Annotated in this window: 10 protein-coding genes and 2 pseudogenes; 11 read left to right on the plus strand and 1 reads right to left on the minus strand. The window is 38.5% G+C overall.

All coding sequences use genetic code 11. The features are described from left to right. The first annotated feature begins 11 nt into the window (after positions 1 to 11). From nusG to FGL31_RS03525, 11 genes and pseudogenes are all read left to right on the plus strand, one after another. Entirely contained in the window at positions 12 to 557 is a 546-nt protein-coding gene (gene nusG, locus FGL31_RS03475; RefSeq protein ID WP_093098554.1) for a transcription termination/antitermination protein NusG, read from the plus strand. Between the two features lie 208 nt (positions 558 to 765). Continuing rightward, positions 766 to 1,989, plus strand: a complete 1,224-nt coding sequence (locus tag FGL31_RS03480; protein ID WP_232046236.1) for a DUF5009 domain-containing protein — start codon at positions 766 to 768, stop codon at positions 1,987 to 1,989. Between the two features lie 11 nt (positions 1,990 to 2,000). After that, complete coding sequence (locus FGL31_RS03485) at positions 2,001 to 3,014, plus strand: glycoside hydrolase family 18 protein (protein WP_197734068.1); 1,014 nt, start codon at positions 2,001 to 2,003, stop codon at positions 3,012 to 3,014. Between the two features lie 86 nt (positions 3,015 to 3,100). Then, a complete protein-coding gene (locus FGL31_RS03490; protein WP_138089708.1) occupies positions 3,101 to 4,321 on the plus strand; it encodes an FG-GAP repeat domain-containing protein in 1,221 nt (406 codons plus the stop codon). 153 nt (positions 4,322 to 4,474) lie between these two features. Beyond that, positions 4,475 to 4,918 carry a 50S ribosomal protein L11 gene (rplK, locus tag FGL31_RS03495; RefSeq protein WP_094255405.1) on the plus strand — a complete coding sequence of 148 codons (444 nt, stop codon included), beginning with the start codon at positions 4,475 to 4,477 and terminating at the stop codon, positions 4,916 to 4,918. Positions 4,919 to 4,940: 22 nt separating this feature from the next. Next, positions 4,941 to 5,639 (plus strand): 50S ribosomal protein L1, encoded by a 699-nt coding sequence (gene rplA, locus FGL31_RS03500; RefSeq protein WP_099372049.1) that lies wholly within the window; start codon positions 4,941 to 4,943, stop codon positions 5,637 to 5,639. 2 nt (positions 5,640 to 5,641) lie between these two features. Next, the gene (gene rplJ / locus FGL31_RS03505) at positions 5,642 to 6,160 is read left to right on the plus strand and encodes a 50S ribosomal protein L10 (protein ID WP_138089709.1); all 519 of its coding nucleotides are present in this window, start codon (positions 5,642 to 5,644) and stop codon (positions 6,158 to 6,160) included. A 79-nt stretch (positions 6,161 to 6,239) separates the two neighbouring features. Continuing rightward, positions 6,240 to 6,620: a 50S ribosomal protein L7/L12 gene (gene rplL / locus FGL31_RS03510; RefSeq protein ID WP_093098564.1), complete on the plus strand. Its 381-nt coding sequence runs from the start codon at positions 6,240 to 6,242 to the stop codon at positions 6,618 to 6,620. Between the two features lie 165 nt (positions 6,621 to 6,785). Beyond that, a pseudogene (gene rpoB, locus FGL31_RS03515) lies at positions 6,786 to 10,596 on the plus strand (DNA-directed RNA polymerase subunit beta). Positions 10,597 to 10,669: 73 nt separating this feature from the next. Continuing rightward, positions 10,670 to 14,948, plus strand: a pseudogene (gene rpoC, locus FGL31_RS03520) (DNA-directed RNA polymerase subunit beta'). A 143-nt stretch (positions 14,949 to 15,091) separates the two neighbouring features. After that, entirely contained in the window at positions 15,092 to 15,754 is a 663-nt protein-coding gene (locus tag FGL31_RS03525) for an MgtC/SapB family protein (RefSeq protein WP_138089710.1), read from the plus strand. On the opposite strand, the gene FGL31_RS03530 is transcribed toward FGL31_RS03525, so the two are convergent. Then, complete coding sequence (locus FGL31_RS03530) at positions 15,751 to 16,407, minus strand: beta/alpha barrel domain-containing protein (protein ID WP_138089711.1); 657 nt, start codon at positions 16,405 to 16,407, stop codon at positions 15,751 to 15,753. The genes FGL31_RS03525 and FGL31_RS03530 overlap by 4 nt on opposite strands. Position 16,408: the final 1 nt, after the last annotated feature.

Consider the following 16,408-nt stretch of genomic DNA (forward strand, 5'->3'; position numbering starts at 1 on the left):
CCAAAAGTATTATGGCAGATCAAAGTTTAAAGTGGTACGTCGTGCGTGCTGTGAGCGGGAAAGAAAAAAAGGTTAAACAATACCTTGAAGCTGAAATCAACCGCCTAGGCATTCAACATTTGGTAACCCAAGTATTGATTCCAATGGAGAAATACTACCAAATGCGCGATGGCAAGAAAGTTGCCAAAGAACGTAACTACTATCCAGGATATGTTTTGATCGAAGCGGCATTAGACGGTGAGATCGAACACGCAATCAAAAACGTAAACAGTGTAATCGGATTCTTAGGAGACAAAGCGGGTAACGCTATTCCTCTTCGTCCAGCTGAAGTTAACCGTATCTTAGGAAAAGTTGACGAAATGGCAGAACAAGGCGAATCAATCAGCGTGCCTTACTACGTTGGCGAAACTGTAAAAGTTAATGATGGTCCTTTCAATGGTTTTACAGGTGAAATCGAAGAAGTTCACGAAGACAAGAAGAAATTAACCGTAATGGTAAAAGTATTCGGTCGTAAAACTCCTCTTGAATTGAACTATATGCAAGTCGAAAAAGAATAACGATTGTTAGTCTTTAGACATTAGAAATTTTAAGCCCCTTCCTTTGGTTGGGGCTTTTTGTATTTTAGATGTGAGATGTGAGATGTGAGATGTGAGAAATTGGAAATTTTAAGGGAATAGTTGCGAAACAAAGACGGGTTGGTTCTAAAGAATGGGTTCCTAGAATTCTTTCCTTTTTATTATATTTAAGGTTTGATGACCTAAATTAATGATGTTGAACCCAGAAACCTTATCTGCTAATCTTTCTGCTTCTACAAAGATTCGTGTTCGCGCAATAGATATTATGCGTGGGCTGACCTTGTTTCTGATGCTTTTTGTCAATGATTTGTATACTTCAAATGTCCCAAAATGGTTGTTGCATACTGAAGCTGATTTTGACGGCATGGGACTTTCTGATTGGGTTTTTCCAGGATTTCTATTTATGGTAGGTATGGCAATACCGTACGCCGTGTCTGCAAGAAAGAAAAAAGGGGATTCAGATACACATGTTTTTATTCATGTTTTGGGCAGAACCATTAGTTTGCTCATTATTGGATTGTTGATAGTTAATTCCAGCAGTCTCAATCCTCAATTAACAGGTATGTCACGTTTATGGTGGATTGGTTTGGTCTATGTCTGTATTTTCTTGGTTTGGAACAATTATCCTCAGGATAAATACAAAAACATTTTTTTGATATTAAAGGTAATAGGAATAATAGGGTTGATTTATTTGTCAGCAATCTTCAGGGCAGGTTCCGTTGATACAGCTGTCTGGTTTGAAAGAAGTTGGTGGGGAATTTTAGGTTTGATAGGTTGGGGTTATTTTGCAGGAAGTAGCGTTTATCTCTTAATAAAGGATAGGATATGGGGGGCTATATTGGCTGTCCTTATTTTCTTGTTCCTCAATATTGCAAGCATGAATGGTTGGGTGCCCAGTTTATTTCCTGGACAAGATTGGTTTAATGTACTATTGCAAGGGAATGTTCCAATGATTGTAATGTCGGGTATAACTGCCACTTTAATTGTTAGAAAGTTTTCTGCAGATTGGAAGAAATTGGCTATATATCTAACCCTTTTTGGTTTGATTAGTTTGGTTTTGGGATTGATTTTACATCAATGGTTTATCGTTTCGAAGATTTTGGCCACTCCATCTTGGGGGATGTTATGCAATGGTATTAGTATACTTTTATTTGTATTGATTTATTATTTGATTGATGTAAGAGGAAAATCTAAGTACAGCAAGCTTTTTGAACTGGCTGGACAGAATTCTTTAACTACTTATCTTGCTCCAGACCTGATTTATTTTATAATCTGGGGTTCAGGTTTATCTATATTATTTTATAAACAGGACTATTCCATGTGGCTAGCCGTAATTGGCTCCTTAACTTGGGCATATGCTATGCTGTGGTTTGGTCTGTTACTCAATCGTATTGGGATTAAACTTAAACTGTAATTCTATATATCATGAAGAGAAAACACATGGTGACCATTTTAGGGTCATTCCTTTTTATTCTGTTAGCTTTACCTTTAGCTATTTTGGCTCAGGGCAAAAAACCACATATTGTTTCTTATGTGACATCTTGGACAAAGCCTGTTCCTGATCCAAATTTAATAAGCCATATTAATTATGCCTTTGGTCATGTCAATGATACGTTCAATGGCGTAAAAATAGACAATCCTGACCGTCTCAGGGAGATTGTTAAATTGAGAAAGAATCATCCTGACCTTAAGATTCTTCTATCGATTGGGGGCTGGACCTCGGGTAGATTCAGTGAGATGGCGGCAGACGAAACCAATAGATTGGGTTTTGCCAAAGATTGCCAAAAAATCGTTAAAGAATTTGATTTGGATGGGATTGATATCGACTGGGAGTATCCGACCAGTAACGAAGCTGGAATTTCGGCTTCTCCTGAAGATACGGATAATTTTACCTTATTGATGAGGGATATTCGAAAAGAGATTGGTCCGAAAAAACTTTTGACTTTAGCGACTATAGCAGATGGCAAATACATCGATTTTAGAGCTATTGACAAAGATATTGATTTTGTGAATGTAATGATGTATGATGTCTCTAAGCCTCCATTGCAACACAACAGTTTATATCGTTCGGATTTGGCGGGAAGGATTACCCTTGTTGAAGCACTACAAGCACATTTGGATGCAGGTGTTCCAAAGAACAAATTGGTTATGGGAATACCATTCTATGGGAGAGGCGACAAAAAGAAAGTGAATGATTTTGTTAATTTCCGGGAGATGCCAATGAGTCAATTTGAGGAGAGATGGGACGATAAATCTAAAGTTCCTTATTTAGTCGATGATTCAGGGGTATTGGTTCTGACCTTTGAAAATGAGAAATCCATTAAAGAAAAGGCCGCATATATTAAATCCCAAGGAATTTTGGGTGCTATGTATTGGGAGTTTTACGGAGACAATGACGATTTACTGCTGAGCAAAACTCTTTACGACGGCCTAAAATAATAGAAAAAACAAAACCACTCTGAATTTGTTCGAATTAAACAGGTTTTGTTTCTATTTCTTATAACCATTTAAAAAAATTAGAGCTTATGAACAATCAGATTATAAAACCCAAATATTTGGGTTTAACAGGAATTTTTATCCTCAGCGGATTAACTGCTTGTTTTGGTCAAAAAAATGAAACTGCTTATTTTTCCGATGTAACCGAAACCAGTATTCCATTGGATCCTAAAACACATGCTTTAGATGTCGTATTAGTTGATGTAAATGGTGACAGTTCATTGGATATAATTTTAGCAATGGAGAATCTGCCAAATCAACTTTATATCAATGATGGCAATGGTAATTTCACTTGGCAAAAAGGTGTTTTCAAGGATGCAAATCATGATACTGAACATGTTCGTATTGCAGATATGGACAATGACGGATTTATAGACGTCGTATTCGTTGCAGAAGATGATCAAAACCATGAATATTATTTGGGAAATGGTGATGGTACGTTCAGAGATGTTTCAGACAGGTTACTAGGCAAGAGTGAAGGTAATGGTTTGGATTTGGGTGATGTGAATGGAGATGGCTTGCCTGATATTGTGATTGGTAATACGGGAGATAACCCAGGCGTGTTGCTTTGGTTGAATAATCCAGAGAAGCCAGGGTTTTTAATTGATGTATCTGCGGATAATTTACCGAACAATAAAGAGCAGGTTCAATCTGTGAAATTGTTTGATGCTGATGGAGACGGCGATCTTGACATGGTATTAGCTAATGAGGTGCCACCAAGCAGGTTGTATTTTAATGATGGCACTGGAAAATTCTCCGAAAAGGAGGGTGCTTTAGTTGAGACTGTAGATCTTCATTCGAGGGAGGTTATTGTATTTGACGCTGATAAGGATGGGAAGGAAGATATTTTCTTCGCTAACTTGACTAGCAATGGAGGTCAAAAGGAACGAAATCCACGAGGACGGTTATTTATGAACAAGGGTGACGGTAAATTCGTGGATGAAACTGAGAGTCGGATTCCGGAATATGATTTTTCTACGTATGCCTGTAATGTTATAGATTTTGATAGGGATGGGGATATAGATATTGTGTTGAGTGCTTTAAAAATCCCGCCATTTGAGGCGATGCAATTTCAAGCTTTGAGAAATGACGGAAATGGGACCTTCACTTTAGCTACAGAAGAGGTGATTCCTTCGGTTACTGTTGAGCGTTCATGGGGAAGTGATGTAGGAGATGTAAATGGGGATAAGATTCCGGATTTGTTGATAGGTGCATGGGGGGACCAAGTGCGCTTATTACTAGGTAAATAAAAAAAGAAAAAATAATTTTTTATTATAGATTTTATGGTTATCTTTGCACCTCGTTTGGTTGCAAATATTGTGTTTGTAGCCATCGAGAATTAAATGTTACGTTATTGCTTCCAACTTACTAACAAACATTTAACAAATTAAATCACAGAAAAAATGGCAAAAGAAGTCAGTGCGTTAGTAAAATTACAAGTGAAGGGCGGAGCTGCGAATCCATCTCCACCGGTAGGGCCTGCATTAGGTGCTAAAGGTGTTAATATCATGGATTTCTGTAAGCAATTTAACGCTCGTACGCAAGACAAACCAGGTCAAGTATTACCTGTTGTGATCACTGTATATGCCGACAAATCTTTTGATTTTATCATTAAAACTCCACCGGTTGCTGTTCAATTAAAGGATGCAGCGAAGCTTAAGAGCGGATCGGGTGAGCCAAACCGTAAGAAAGTAGCTTCTATTACTTGGGATCAAGTAAAGACTATTGCGGAAGATAAGATGCCAGATTTGAATGCATTTACTGTAGAATCAGCTATGAGAATGGTTGCTGGTACAGCGCGTAGTATGGGTATCACTGTTTCAGGTGATGCTCCTTGGAAAAATTAATTAACGAAATCAGTTTAAGAAAGTGGCTAGATTAACAAAAAATCAAAAAGCGGCACTATCCAAAATTGAAGCTGGTAAAGCATACTCTTTAAAGGAAGCTGCGGCTTTAGTTAAAGAGATCACCAACACCAAATTTGATGCTTCTGTGGATATCGACGTTCGTTTGGGCGTAGATCCTCGTAAAGCAAATCAAATGGTTCGTGGTATTGCAACATTGCCACACGGTACTGGTAAGACAGTTCGTGTATTAGTTTTATGTACTCCTGACAAGGAAGAAGAAGCTAAGGCGGCAGGTGCAGACTACGTAGGTCTTGATGACTATATCAGCAAAATCGAAGGTGGTTGGACTGACGTTGACATTATCATCACAATGCCTAGTGTTATGGCAAAAGTAGGTAAATTGGGTCGTATTTTAGGTCCAAGAAACTTAATGCCTAACCCTAAGACAGGAACAGTAACTACGGAAGTAGGCAAAGCTGTGACTGAGGTTAAAGCTGGTAAGATCGACTTCAAAGTTGACAAAACAGGTATCATCCATACTTCAGTTGGTAAAGTGTCTTTCGACGCAGATAAAATCTATGACAACGCATTAGAAGTGTTACAAACGATTTCACGTTTGAAACCATCTGCAGCAAAAGGAACGTACTTCAAGAGTATTCACATTTCTTCAACTATGAGTCCTAGTATTCATATTGAAACTAAATCAGTAGCAGGAATTTAATCATGAGAAAAGAACTTAAACATGAAATTGTTGAAGCTTTAGCTGAACAGATTAAATCTTACGGTAATTTTTACATTACTGACACTGCTAATCTGACAGTTGAGAAGGTGAATAACATTCGTCGTAAATGTTTCGAGCAAGGAATCGAGATCAAGGTTGTGAAAAACACTTTGATTAAGAAAGCGTTGTTAGAGGCTGGCGTAGATTCAGAAGAGATCTTTGGCGTATTAAAAGGAGCGTCTACATTAATGTTTTCAGAAACAGGTAATGCTCCGGCGAAATTGATCAAGCAATTACGTAAAGAAGGTGACAAGCCGGTATTGAAAGCAGCATATATTCAAGAGACTGCTTTTGTAGGTGACAACCAACTTGACTCATTAGTAACTCTTAAATCTAAAGAGGAACTTATTGCAGACGTTATTGCATTACTTCAATCTCCTGCGAAGAACGTTATTTCTGCTCTTCAATCAGGCGGAAATACAATTTCAGGCTTAGTAAAAGCTTTAGAAGAAAGAGGCTAACGAACCCTCAATTTAACAAACGTTCGTTAAATTTTAATTAACAATATTTTTTAAAGAAAATTCAAAAATTCAAAATAAAATGGCAGATTTAAAACAACTTGCTGAACAGTTAGTAAACTTAACAGTAAAAGAAGTTAAAGAATTAGCTGATATCTTAAAAGACGAGTATGGTATCGAGCCTGCTGCTGCTGCTGTAGCTGTTGCTGCTGCTCCAGGTGCTGGTGACGGTGCTGCTGCTGCTGAAGAGAAAACATCTTTCGATGTAATCTTGAAAGAAGCTGGTGGTCAGAAATTAGCTGTAGTTAAATTGGTTAAAGACTTAGCTGGTTTAGGTTTGAAAGAAGCTAAAGATTTAGTTGATGGTGCACCAAAAGAATTAAAAACTGGTGTTTCTAAAGACGAAGCAGAAGCTTTGAAAAAACAATTAGAAGAAGCTGGAGCTGTAGTTGAGATTAAGTAATCTCGCATAAAGCGCCAAAAACTTAGACTCTGATAGTCCAAATCTATCAGAGTCTATTCCTGTTTATAATATATAGTATATGGATCAAGCTCCTGCTGACGCTTGATCGGGAGATGAAATCAGCAGATGTTAGCTCAGTTTTTTTTAAACTAAATTCTTATTCCCTTGGCAAACAATAATATTCAAAAAGAAAGAGTAAATTTTGCGACAAGTAAGAAGGTAATTGATTACCCAGATTTCTTGGACGTACAATTGGAGTCTTTCAAGGAGTTTTTTCAATTAGAAACTACTTCTGACAACCGCCATCAGGAAGGGCTTTACAAGGTTTTCGCAGAAAACTTCCCTATTTCTGATTCAAGAAACATCTTTGTGCTAGAGTTTTTGGATTATTTCATTGATCCACCGCGTTATGATATCCAAGAGTGTATCGAACGTGGATTGACTTATAGCGTACCTCTAAAGGCTAAATTGAAGTTGTCTTGTAATGATGAAGAACACGAAGATTTCGAAACCATTGTACAAGACGTGTATTTAGGAACTATCCCGTACATGACTCCAAAAGGTACTTTCGTTATCAATGGAGCTGAACGTGTTATCGTTTCTCAATTGCACCGTTCCCCTGGTGTGTTCTTTGGTCAAAGTAGACACACGAATGGTACTAAACTTTATTCTGCTAGGGTTATTCCTTTTAAAGGATCTTGGATCGAGTTTGCTACAGACGTGAACAACGTGATGTATGCCTATATCGATCGTAAGAAAAAATTCCCAGTTACTACCTTGTTACGTGCGATCGGTTTCGATTCGGATAAGGAAATCTTAGAACTTTTCGACCTTGCAGATGAAGTAAAAGTTAGTAAATCTGGATTGAAGAAATACGTTGGTCGTCGTTTAGCGGCTAGGGTATTGAACAAATGGACAGAAGATTTCGTGGACGAAGATACAGGTGAAGTTGTGTCTATCGACCGTAACGAGATCATCCTTGAACGTGAAACAATCTTAGAAGAAGACCATATTGATTTGATCATCGAAGCTGGAGTAAAATCCATTATCCTTACGAAGGAAGATGAAGCAAACAATGCGGACTATTCGATTATATATAACACTCTACAAAAGGATACGTCAAACTCTGAGAAAGAAGCGGTGGAACACATCTATCGTCAATTGCGTAACGCTGAACCACCTGATGAGGAAACTGCTCGTGGTATCATCGACCGTTTGTTCTTCTCAGATAAACGTTACGATTTAGGTGATGTGGGTAGATACCGTATCAACCGTAAATTGAAACTTGATACTCCTTCTGATACGAAAGTATTAACTCGCGAAGATATCATCGCTATCGTTAAGTATTTGATCAACTTGATCAACTCTAAAGCTGAGGTGGATGATATTGACCACTTATCTAACCGTCGTGTTCGTACGGTAGGTGAGCAATTATATGCTCAATTCGGTGTAGGTCTTGCTCGTATGGCTCGTACTATCCGTGAGCGTATGAACATTCGTGATAACGAGGTGTTTACACCTACTGATTTGATCAATGCTCGTACATTGTCATCAGTAATCAATTCATTCTTCGGAACGAACCAGTTGTCACAGTTCATGGATCAAACCAACCCATTGGCTGAGATTACGCACAAGCGTCGTTTATCAGCTTTAGGTCCTGGTGGTCTTTCTAGAGAGCGTGCTGGTTTCGAGGTACGTGACGTTCACTATACGCACTACGGTCGTTTGTGTACAATTGAAACACCTGAGGGTCCAAACATCGGTTTGATTTCATCATTGTCAGTACATGCGAAGATCAACAACTTAGGATTTATTGAAACTCCATACCGTATCGTTGAAGAAGGTAAGGTTGTAGTTGATAAACCTGTTGTTTATTTGTCTGCTGAAGATGAAGATGATAAAACAATCGCACAAGCTAACGCTTTGTATGATGATAAAGGTAATTTCTTAGATGCGAAAGTAAAAGCTAGATATGAGGGTGACTTCCCGATTATCGAGCCTGAGAAATTAGACTATATGGACGTTGCTCCTAACCAGATTACATCAATTGCGGCTTCATTAATTCCTTTCTTGGAGCATGATGATGCTAACCGTGCATTGATGGGATCAAACATGCAACGTCAAGCTGTTCCATTATTGCGTCCTCAAGCACCAGTTGTAGGTACAGGATTAGAAGCTCGCGTAGCTAAAGATTCACGTACTTTGATCAACGCTGAAGGTAATGGTGTAGTAGAATATGTAGACGCACAAGAAATTCATATCCGTTATGACAGAAACGACAACGATCGTTTAGTTTCTTTCGATGACGATGTGAAGGCTTATAGATTGACAAAATTCAAGAAAACCAACCAGAATACTTGTATCAACTTGAAACCTATTGTAAGAAAAGGTCAGCGTGTTGAAAAAGGACAGGTATTGTGTGAGGGTTATGCAACCGAAGACGGTGAATTAGCACTAGGTAGAAACTTGAAAGTTGCATTCATGCCTTGGCAAGGATATAACTTTGAGGATGCGATCGTAATTTCTGAGCGTGTTGTATCACAGGATTTATTCACTTCATTACACATTGAAGAATTCGAGCTTGAAGTTCGTGATACTAAACGTGGTGAAGAAGAATTAACAGCTGATATTCCTAACGTTTCTGAAGAAGCTACGAAAGACCTTGATGAAAACGGTATTATCCGTGTTGGTGCTGAAGTTGGCGAAGGTGATATCTTAATTGGTAAGATTACTCCAAAAGGAGAGTCTGATCCTTCACCAGAAGAAAAATTATTACGTGCAATCTTTGGTGACAAAGCTGGTGACGTTAAGGATGCTTCATTGAAAACTCCTCCTTCAATCAAAGGTGTGGTTATCGACACGAAGTTATTCTCTCGCGCTAAGAAAATGTCTAAAGAAGTTGAACGTAAAGCATTAGAGAAACTAGAAGTTGCACATGACAGAAATGTTAAAGCACTTAAAGATCGTTTAGTTGATAAATTGTTCACTATTGTAAATGGTAAAACCTCACAAGGTATTTTACAATGTTTACAAAGAGCTTTTAGTAGCTAAAGGAGCTAAGTTTACTCAGAAGATTCTTACAGATCTAGACTATAATAACGTAAATCCTACGGGCTGGACTACTGACGACGATAAGAATGACATGATCAAGATTGCATTGCATAACTACAACATTAAACTTAATGAGGAGTTAGGTGCATTCAAACGTGAGAAATTCGCTATTTCCGTTGGTGATGAGCTTCCATCAGGTATCGTTCAAATGGCTAAAGTATATGTAGCTAAGAAACGTAAGCTGAAAGTAGGAGATAAGATGGCGGGTCGTCACGGTAACAAAGGTATCGTAGCACGTATCGTCCGTGATGAGGACATGCCATTCTTAGAAGACGGAACACCAGTTGATATCGTGTTGAATCCACTAGGGGTACCATCTCGTATGAACCTTGGACAGATTTATGAAACTGTATTAGGATGGGCTGGACAAAAATTAGGTGTTAAGTTTGCTACTCCAATCTTCGATGGTGCAGAGATGGACCAAGTAGAAGAGTGGGTACAAAAAGCGGAATTACCTAAGTCAGGTCGTACTTACCTTTACAATGGATTAACTGGAGAGCGTTTTGACCAACCTACAACAGTTGGAGTAATCTACATGTTGAAATTAGGACACATGGTTGATGACAAAATGCACGCTCGTTCTATTGGTCCTTACTCGTTGATTACTCAACAACCATTAGGTGGTAAGGCACAGTTTGGTGGTCAGCGTTTCGGTGAGATGGAGGTTTGGGCATTAGAGGCATTTGGTGCATCAAATATCCTACAAGAGATCTTAACTGTTAAGTCTGATGATGTTGTTGGTCGTGCGAAAACTTACGAAGCAATCGTAAAAGGAAACAACTTACCAACTCCATCGGTACCAGAATCGTTCAACGTATTGGTACACGAGCTTCGCGGATTAGGTTTAGATATCACATTAGATTAATCAAGCAAATTGAGCTTAAGAGGGTGAATAACCTTCTTAAGCTTTCACATACAGCTTTAACTTTTTACTAAGTATGTCTTACAAAAAAGATAATAAAATCAAAAGTAACTTTACATCGATTACGATCAGCTTAGCTTCTCCAGAAACTATTTTGGAGCGTTCAAGTGGTGAAGTTACTAAACCAGAAACCATCAACTACCGTACTTATAAACCAGAACGTGATGGTCTATTCTGTGAGCGTATTTTCGGTCCAGTAAAAGACTATGAATGTCACTGTGGTAAGTACAAGCGTATCCGTTATAAAGGAATCGTTTGTGACCGTTGTGGTGTTGAGGTAACTGAGAAGAAAGTACGTCGTGAGCGTATGGGACACATTAACTTGGTAGTTCCTGTTGCTCATATTTGGTATTTCCGTTCTCTTCCAAATAAAATTTGGTTACTTATTAGGACTTCCAACTAAGAAGTTGGATATGATCATCTACTACGAGAGATATGTGGTTATTCAACCAGGTATCAAAGAAGAAGATGGTATTTCATATATGGATTTCTTGACAGAAGAAGAATACCTAGATATTCTAGATACTCTTCCTAAAGAAAACCAATACTTGGATGACAACGATCCTCAAAAATTCATCGCTAAGATGGGTGCTGAGGCATTGGAAGATTTATTGAAACGTTTGGATTTAGACCAATTGTCTTATGATCTTCGTCACCAAGCAGCTAACGAAACTTCTCAACAACGTAAAAATGAGGCTTTAAAGCGTCTTCACGTTGTAGAAGCTTTCCGTGGTGCTAATGAACATATCGAGAACCGTCCTGAATGGATGATCGTTAAGATCGTTCCTATTATCCCACCAGAGTTACGTCCTTTAGTACCTTTGGATGGTGGTCGTTTTGCGACTTCAGACTTAAATGACCTTTACCGTCGTGTAATTATCCGTAACAACCGTTTGAAGCGTTTGATCGAGATCAAAGCTCCAGAAGTAATCTTACGTAATGAGAAACGTATGCTTCAAGAAGCTGTTGACTCGTTATTCGATAACTCACGTAAAGTAAATGCTGTTAAGACTGAAGGTAACCGTGCCTTGAAATCTTTATCAGATATTCTTAAAGGTAAGCAAGGTCGTTTCCGTCAAAACTTATTAGGTAAACGTGTTGACTATTCTGCTCGTTCGGTAATCGTCGTAGGTCCTCACTTGAAATTACACGAGTGTGGTCTTCCAAAAGATATGGCTGCAGAGCTTTACAAACCATTCATCATTCGTAAGATGATTGAAAGAGGAATTGTAAAGACTGTAAAGTCAGCGAAGAAAATCGTAGATCGCAAAGATCCAGTAGTATGGGATATCCTAGAGAACGTTTTGAAAGGACACCCAGTATTACTAAACCGTGCACCTACGCTTCACCGTTTGGGTATTCAAGCTTTCCAACCAACATTAGTTGAAGGTAAAGCGATTCAATTACACCCATTAGTGTGTACAGCGTTCAACGCCGATTTCGACGGTGACCAGATGGCAGTTCACTTACCATTAGGTAATGCTGCAATTTTGGAAGCCCAAATCTTGATGTTGGCAGCACACAACATTCTTAACCCAGCGAACGGTTCACCAGTTACAGTACCATCACAAGATATGGTATTGGGTCTTTATTATATTACTAAAGGCCGTAAATCTGATGATAACCGTAAAATGAACGGTGAAGGAAGTACTTTCTATTCTGCTGAAGAGGTAATCATTGCCTTGAACGAAGCAAAAGTAGATCTTCACTCATTCATCAAAGTTAAAACTCGCGTTAAGACTAAAGAAGGTGAATTCAAAGATCAAATCATTGATACAACTGTAGGTCGTGTGATCTTCAACCAAATCGTTCCAGAAGAGGTAGGTTACATCAATGAACTATTGACTAAGAAGTCACTTCGTAATGTTATTGGAGAAATCGTTAAGAACACGGGTATGGCTCGTGCGGCGAAATTCTTGGATGACATGAAGGAATTAGGATTCCAGACAGCATTCAAAGGTGGATTATCGTTCAACCTTCAAGATTTGAACATCCCTGCTGCGAAAGCTGACTTGATCCAACAAGCTACAAACGAAGTTGAAGAAGTAATGAACAACTATAATATGGGTTTCATTACCAACAACGAACGTTATAACCAAATCATCGATATCTGGACTCGAATCAACAACAAGTTGACAGCGCACGTAATGGATATCCTTTCGAACGACAACCAAGGTTTTAACTCAGTTTACATGATGTTGGATTCTGGAGCTCGTGGATCGAAAGAGCAGATCCGTCAGTTATGCGGTATGCGTGGTTTGATGGCGAAACCTCAAAAATCTGGTACTTCAGGTGGTGAGATTATCGAAAACCCAATCTTATCAAACTTTAAAGAAGGTTTGTCCGTATTGGAATACTTTATCTCTACCCACGGTGCTCGTAAAGGTCTTGCCGATACAGCGTTGAAAACAGCCGATGCGGGTTACTTAACTCGTCGTTTACATGACGTTGCTCAAGATATGATTGTTGTTGAGCAAGATTGTAACGGTTTACGCGGTATCTATACTACAGCACTTAAGGATAATGATGATATCGTTGAACCATTGTATGACCGTATTTTAGGTCGTACACCATTAAACGATGTTGTTCATCCTGAGACTAATGAGTTAATCGTTGCTGCAAACGAAGATATCACAGAAGAAGTTGCTGAAGCTATCGAGGATGCAGGAATTGAAGGAGTTGAAATCCGTTCAGTATTGACATGTGAGTCTAAGCGCGGAGTTTGTGCATGTTGTTATGGACGTAACTTAGCGTCAGGAAAACGTGTTCAATTGGGTGAGGCTGTAGGTGTAATTGCTGCACAGTCCATCGGTGAGCCAGGTACGCAGTTAACACTTCGTACATTCCACGTCGGTGGTACAGCATCTAACATTGCTGCCGAATCTTCAATTATCTCTAAATACGATGGTAAGATCGAATTTGAAAACGTACGTACAGTTGAGAAAGAAGGCGAGTTTGGCCCTTATCAAGTTGTATTAGGACGTTCAGGTGAGATCAAAGTTGTAAATGATGATAAGAAAGTTCTTTACCAACAAATCATTCCTTACGGATCTAACTTATACGTGAAAGAAGGCGAGAAAGTTGAAAAAGGAACTAAGTTAGTTGATTGGGATCCATACAACGCGGTAATTATCTCTGAATTTGCTGGTAAGGTTGAATTTGACGCAATCATCGAAGGGGTTACCTTCCGTGAAGAGTCTGATGAGCAAACTGGTCACAAAGAGAAAGTTATTATCGAAACTCGTGATAAAACTAAGAACCCATTGATCAAAGTTTTGGATAACAAAGGTGAGATCATTCGTTCATATAACATTCCAGTAGGAGCACACGTTTCAGTATCTGATGGACAGAAATTAAAAGAAGGAGCTGTATTAGTTAAGATCCCTCGTTCTACAGGTAAGACCCGAGATATTACGGGTGGTCTTCCTCGTGTAACTGAGTTGTTCGAGGCTCGTAATCCTTCAAACCCTGCTGTTGTTACTGAGATTGATGGTGTTGTATCCCTAGGTGGTGTTAAACGTGGTAACCGTGAGATTTCTATCGAGTCCCGCGATGGACAAGTGAAGAAATATTTAGTTCCACTTTCGAAACACATCTTGGTACAGGATAATGACTTTATCAAAGCTGGTATGCCACTTTCTGACGGTCAGATTTCTCCTGGAGACATCTTATCGATCAAAGGACCTTCTGCAGTACAAGAATACATTGTAAATGGTATCCAAGAGGTTTACCGTCTACAAGGTGTGAAGATCAACGATAAACACTTTGAAACAATCGTTCACCAAATGATGCAAAAAGTGAATATCGAAGATCCAGGAGATACTCGTTTCTTAGAGAAAGAGGCTGTAAACAAATGGGATTTCATGGAAGAAAACGATTCACTATACGACAAGAAAGTGGTTGTTGACGCTGGAGATTCTAAATCTTTACGCCCAGGTCAGATCGTAAATCTTCGTAAATTACGTGAAGAAAACTCAAGCTTGAAACGTCAAGATTTGAAATTAGTAGAAGTGCGTGACGCAATTCCAGCTACTTCAAGTCCATTGTTGCAAGGTATTACAAGAGCTTCATTAGGTACGAAGTCATTTATCTCAGCTGCATCCTTCCAAGAAACTACAAAAGTATTGAATGAAGCTGCTATTGCAGGTAAACGTGATAACTTATTAGGATTGAAAGAAAACGTAATTGTTGGTCACTTAATCCCTTCAGGTACAGGTTTACGTCAGTACAGTAACATCATCGTAGGTTCTCGTGAAGAATACGATCAGTTGTTAGCTTCGAAAGAAGAAGATTAATAAAACATTGGGAAGCTGATTCCCTGTTGAAATATTTAAAAAGCTCGGTTGCAAAACCGAGCTTTTTTTATTCACCTATTAAGGGTTTAAATCAACTTTTTCGTATTATATTTGTTCACTCATATTATAACTATTAAATCATAATGGATTATTTTTTCGACCAGATTGTATGGGATTGGAATGATTTGCTCAAAGCGGTTTTATCGCTCTGTGCAGGTTTTGTTTTGGGATTTGAAAGAGAATGGAAAGATAAATCAGCCGGATTCAAAACGATCTCCATCATCTGTTTGGGAAGTACGCTCTTTTCATTGTTGTCTTTTAAATTAGGAGCAGGAGAGTCTGAAGATGCTACACGTATTGCGTCCTATGTGGTCTCAGGTATAGGATTTTTGGGTGCAGGCGTTATCTTCAAGGATGGGGTCAATGTTAATGGCCTGACCACTGCCAGTATTATTTGGATGTCTGCAGCAATCGGTATGGCAATAGGTTTTGGAGTATATATTATTGCGGCAATATTTTTATTGGCTTGTTTTGCCATTATAGTTTCTGGACCGCTTTTAAATAAATATGTTATCCATAATGTTGTAAGGGTTTTAACAGTTAGTATGCATAGAAACGATCTAGAAGTGAAGGATAATTTGCTCAAAGCAATAAAACCTATGGCAAAGCATGTTAAAATAAAAAAGCAGACGATGTCTGCTGATGTTCTCACCATAGAAATGGAGATATTAATGGATAAAAGAAATATCAGAAAATTTGAAAGAGCTATTCTTGAAAACCAAAAACTAACAGAAATCAGTCTTTAAAGTCCTTTTGTTTTCCGTTTTGCCCAATTCAATAAGTTGTCACAATTTTCACTGATAGCACCATATTGATATTTTCCATCGATCTTCACGAAGAGTTTAGAACCTAGTCCAACTGCGCTTACTCCAGCATCAAACCATTTGTCAATACTATCTTCAGTACAGTCCACACCACCTGTTGGCATAAACTTCAATTTAGGGAAAATCGGTTTTATGCTTTTCAAAAATCCCGGGCCCAAGGTTTCTCCAGGAAATAGTTTAACAAATGTGCAACCTACATTTTGAGCTGCTGCAATTTCGCTTGGAGTCATACAACCCGGAATCCAAAGCATGCCATCTTTAATGGCTGAAGCAATGCTATCTGAAAATATCGGACTTACTAAAAAATCAGCCCCCATTTCACTAAATAGTTTCGCTTGGTCGGCATTCATGATAGTTCCGATTCCTAATTTTAAATCCTTGAAATTTTTATCCCTGTAATCCAAAAGTTCCTTAAAGTTCTTCTCAGCTTCAGGACCCCTGTTGACAAATTCAAAAACTCGAATCCCTCCTTGATAGCAACTTGTAAGGATTTTTATGCAAGTATTTATATCAGCATCATAAAATACCGGGATAACCGGACTTTGAAGTATTTGATCTATAATTTGATTTTTCATA

The sequence above is a fragment of the Sphingobacterium daejeonense genome (assembly GCF_901472535.1).
Classification (GTDB): Bacteria; Bacteroidota; Bacteroidia; order Sphingobacteriales; family Sphingobacteriaceae; genus Sphingobacterium; species Sphingobacterium daejeonense.

Coding starts and splice junctions, on each gene's coding strand:
- nusG (WP_093098554.1), top strand. CDS start 12: ATGGCAGATCAAAGTTTAAAGTGGTACGTCGTGCGTGCTGTGAGCGGG.
- FGL31_RS03525 (WP_138089710.1), top strand. CDS start 15,092: ATGGATTATTTTTTCGACCAGATTGTATGGGATTGGAATGATTTGCTC.
- FGL31_RS03530 (WP_138089711.1), bottom strand. CDS start 16,407: ATGAAAAATCAAATTATAGATCAAATACTTCAAAGTCCGGTTATCCCG.
- rplK (WP_094255405.1), top strand. CDS start 4,475: ATGGCAAAAGAAGTCAGTGCGTTAGTAAAATTACAAGTGAAGGGCGGA.
- rplL (WP_093098564.1), top strand. CDS start 6,240: ATGGCAGATTTAAAACAACTTGCTGAACAGTTAGTAAACTTAACAGTA.
- FGL31_RS03480 (WP_232046236.1), top strand. CDS start 766: ATGATGTTGAACCCAGAAACCTTATCTGCTAATCTTTCTGCTTCTACA.
- FGL31_RS03490 (WP_138089708.1), top strand. CDS start 3,101: ATGAACAATCAGATTATAAAACCCAAATATTTGGGTTTAACAGGAATT.
- FGL31_RS03485 (WP_197734068.1), top strand. CDS start 2,001: ATGAAGAGAAAACACATGGTGACCATTTTAGGGTCATTCCTTTTTATT.
- rplJ (WP_138089709.1), top strand. CDS start 5,642: ATGAGAAAAGAACTTAAACATGAAATTGTTGAAGCTTTAGCTGAACAG.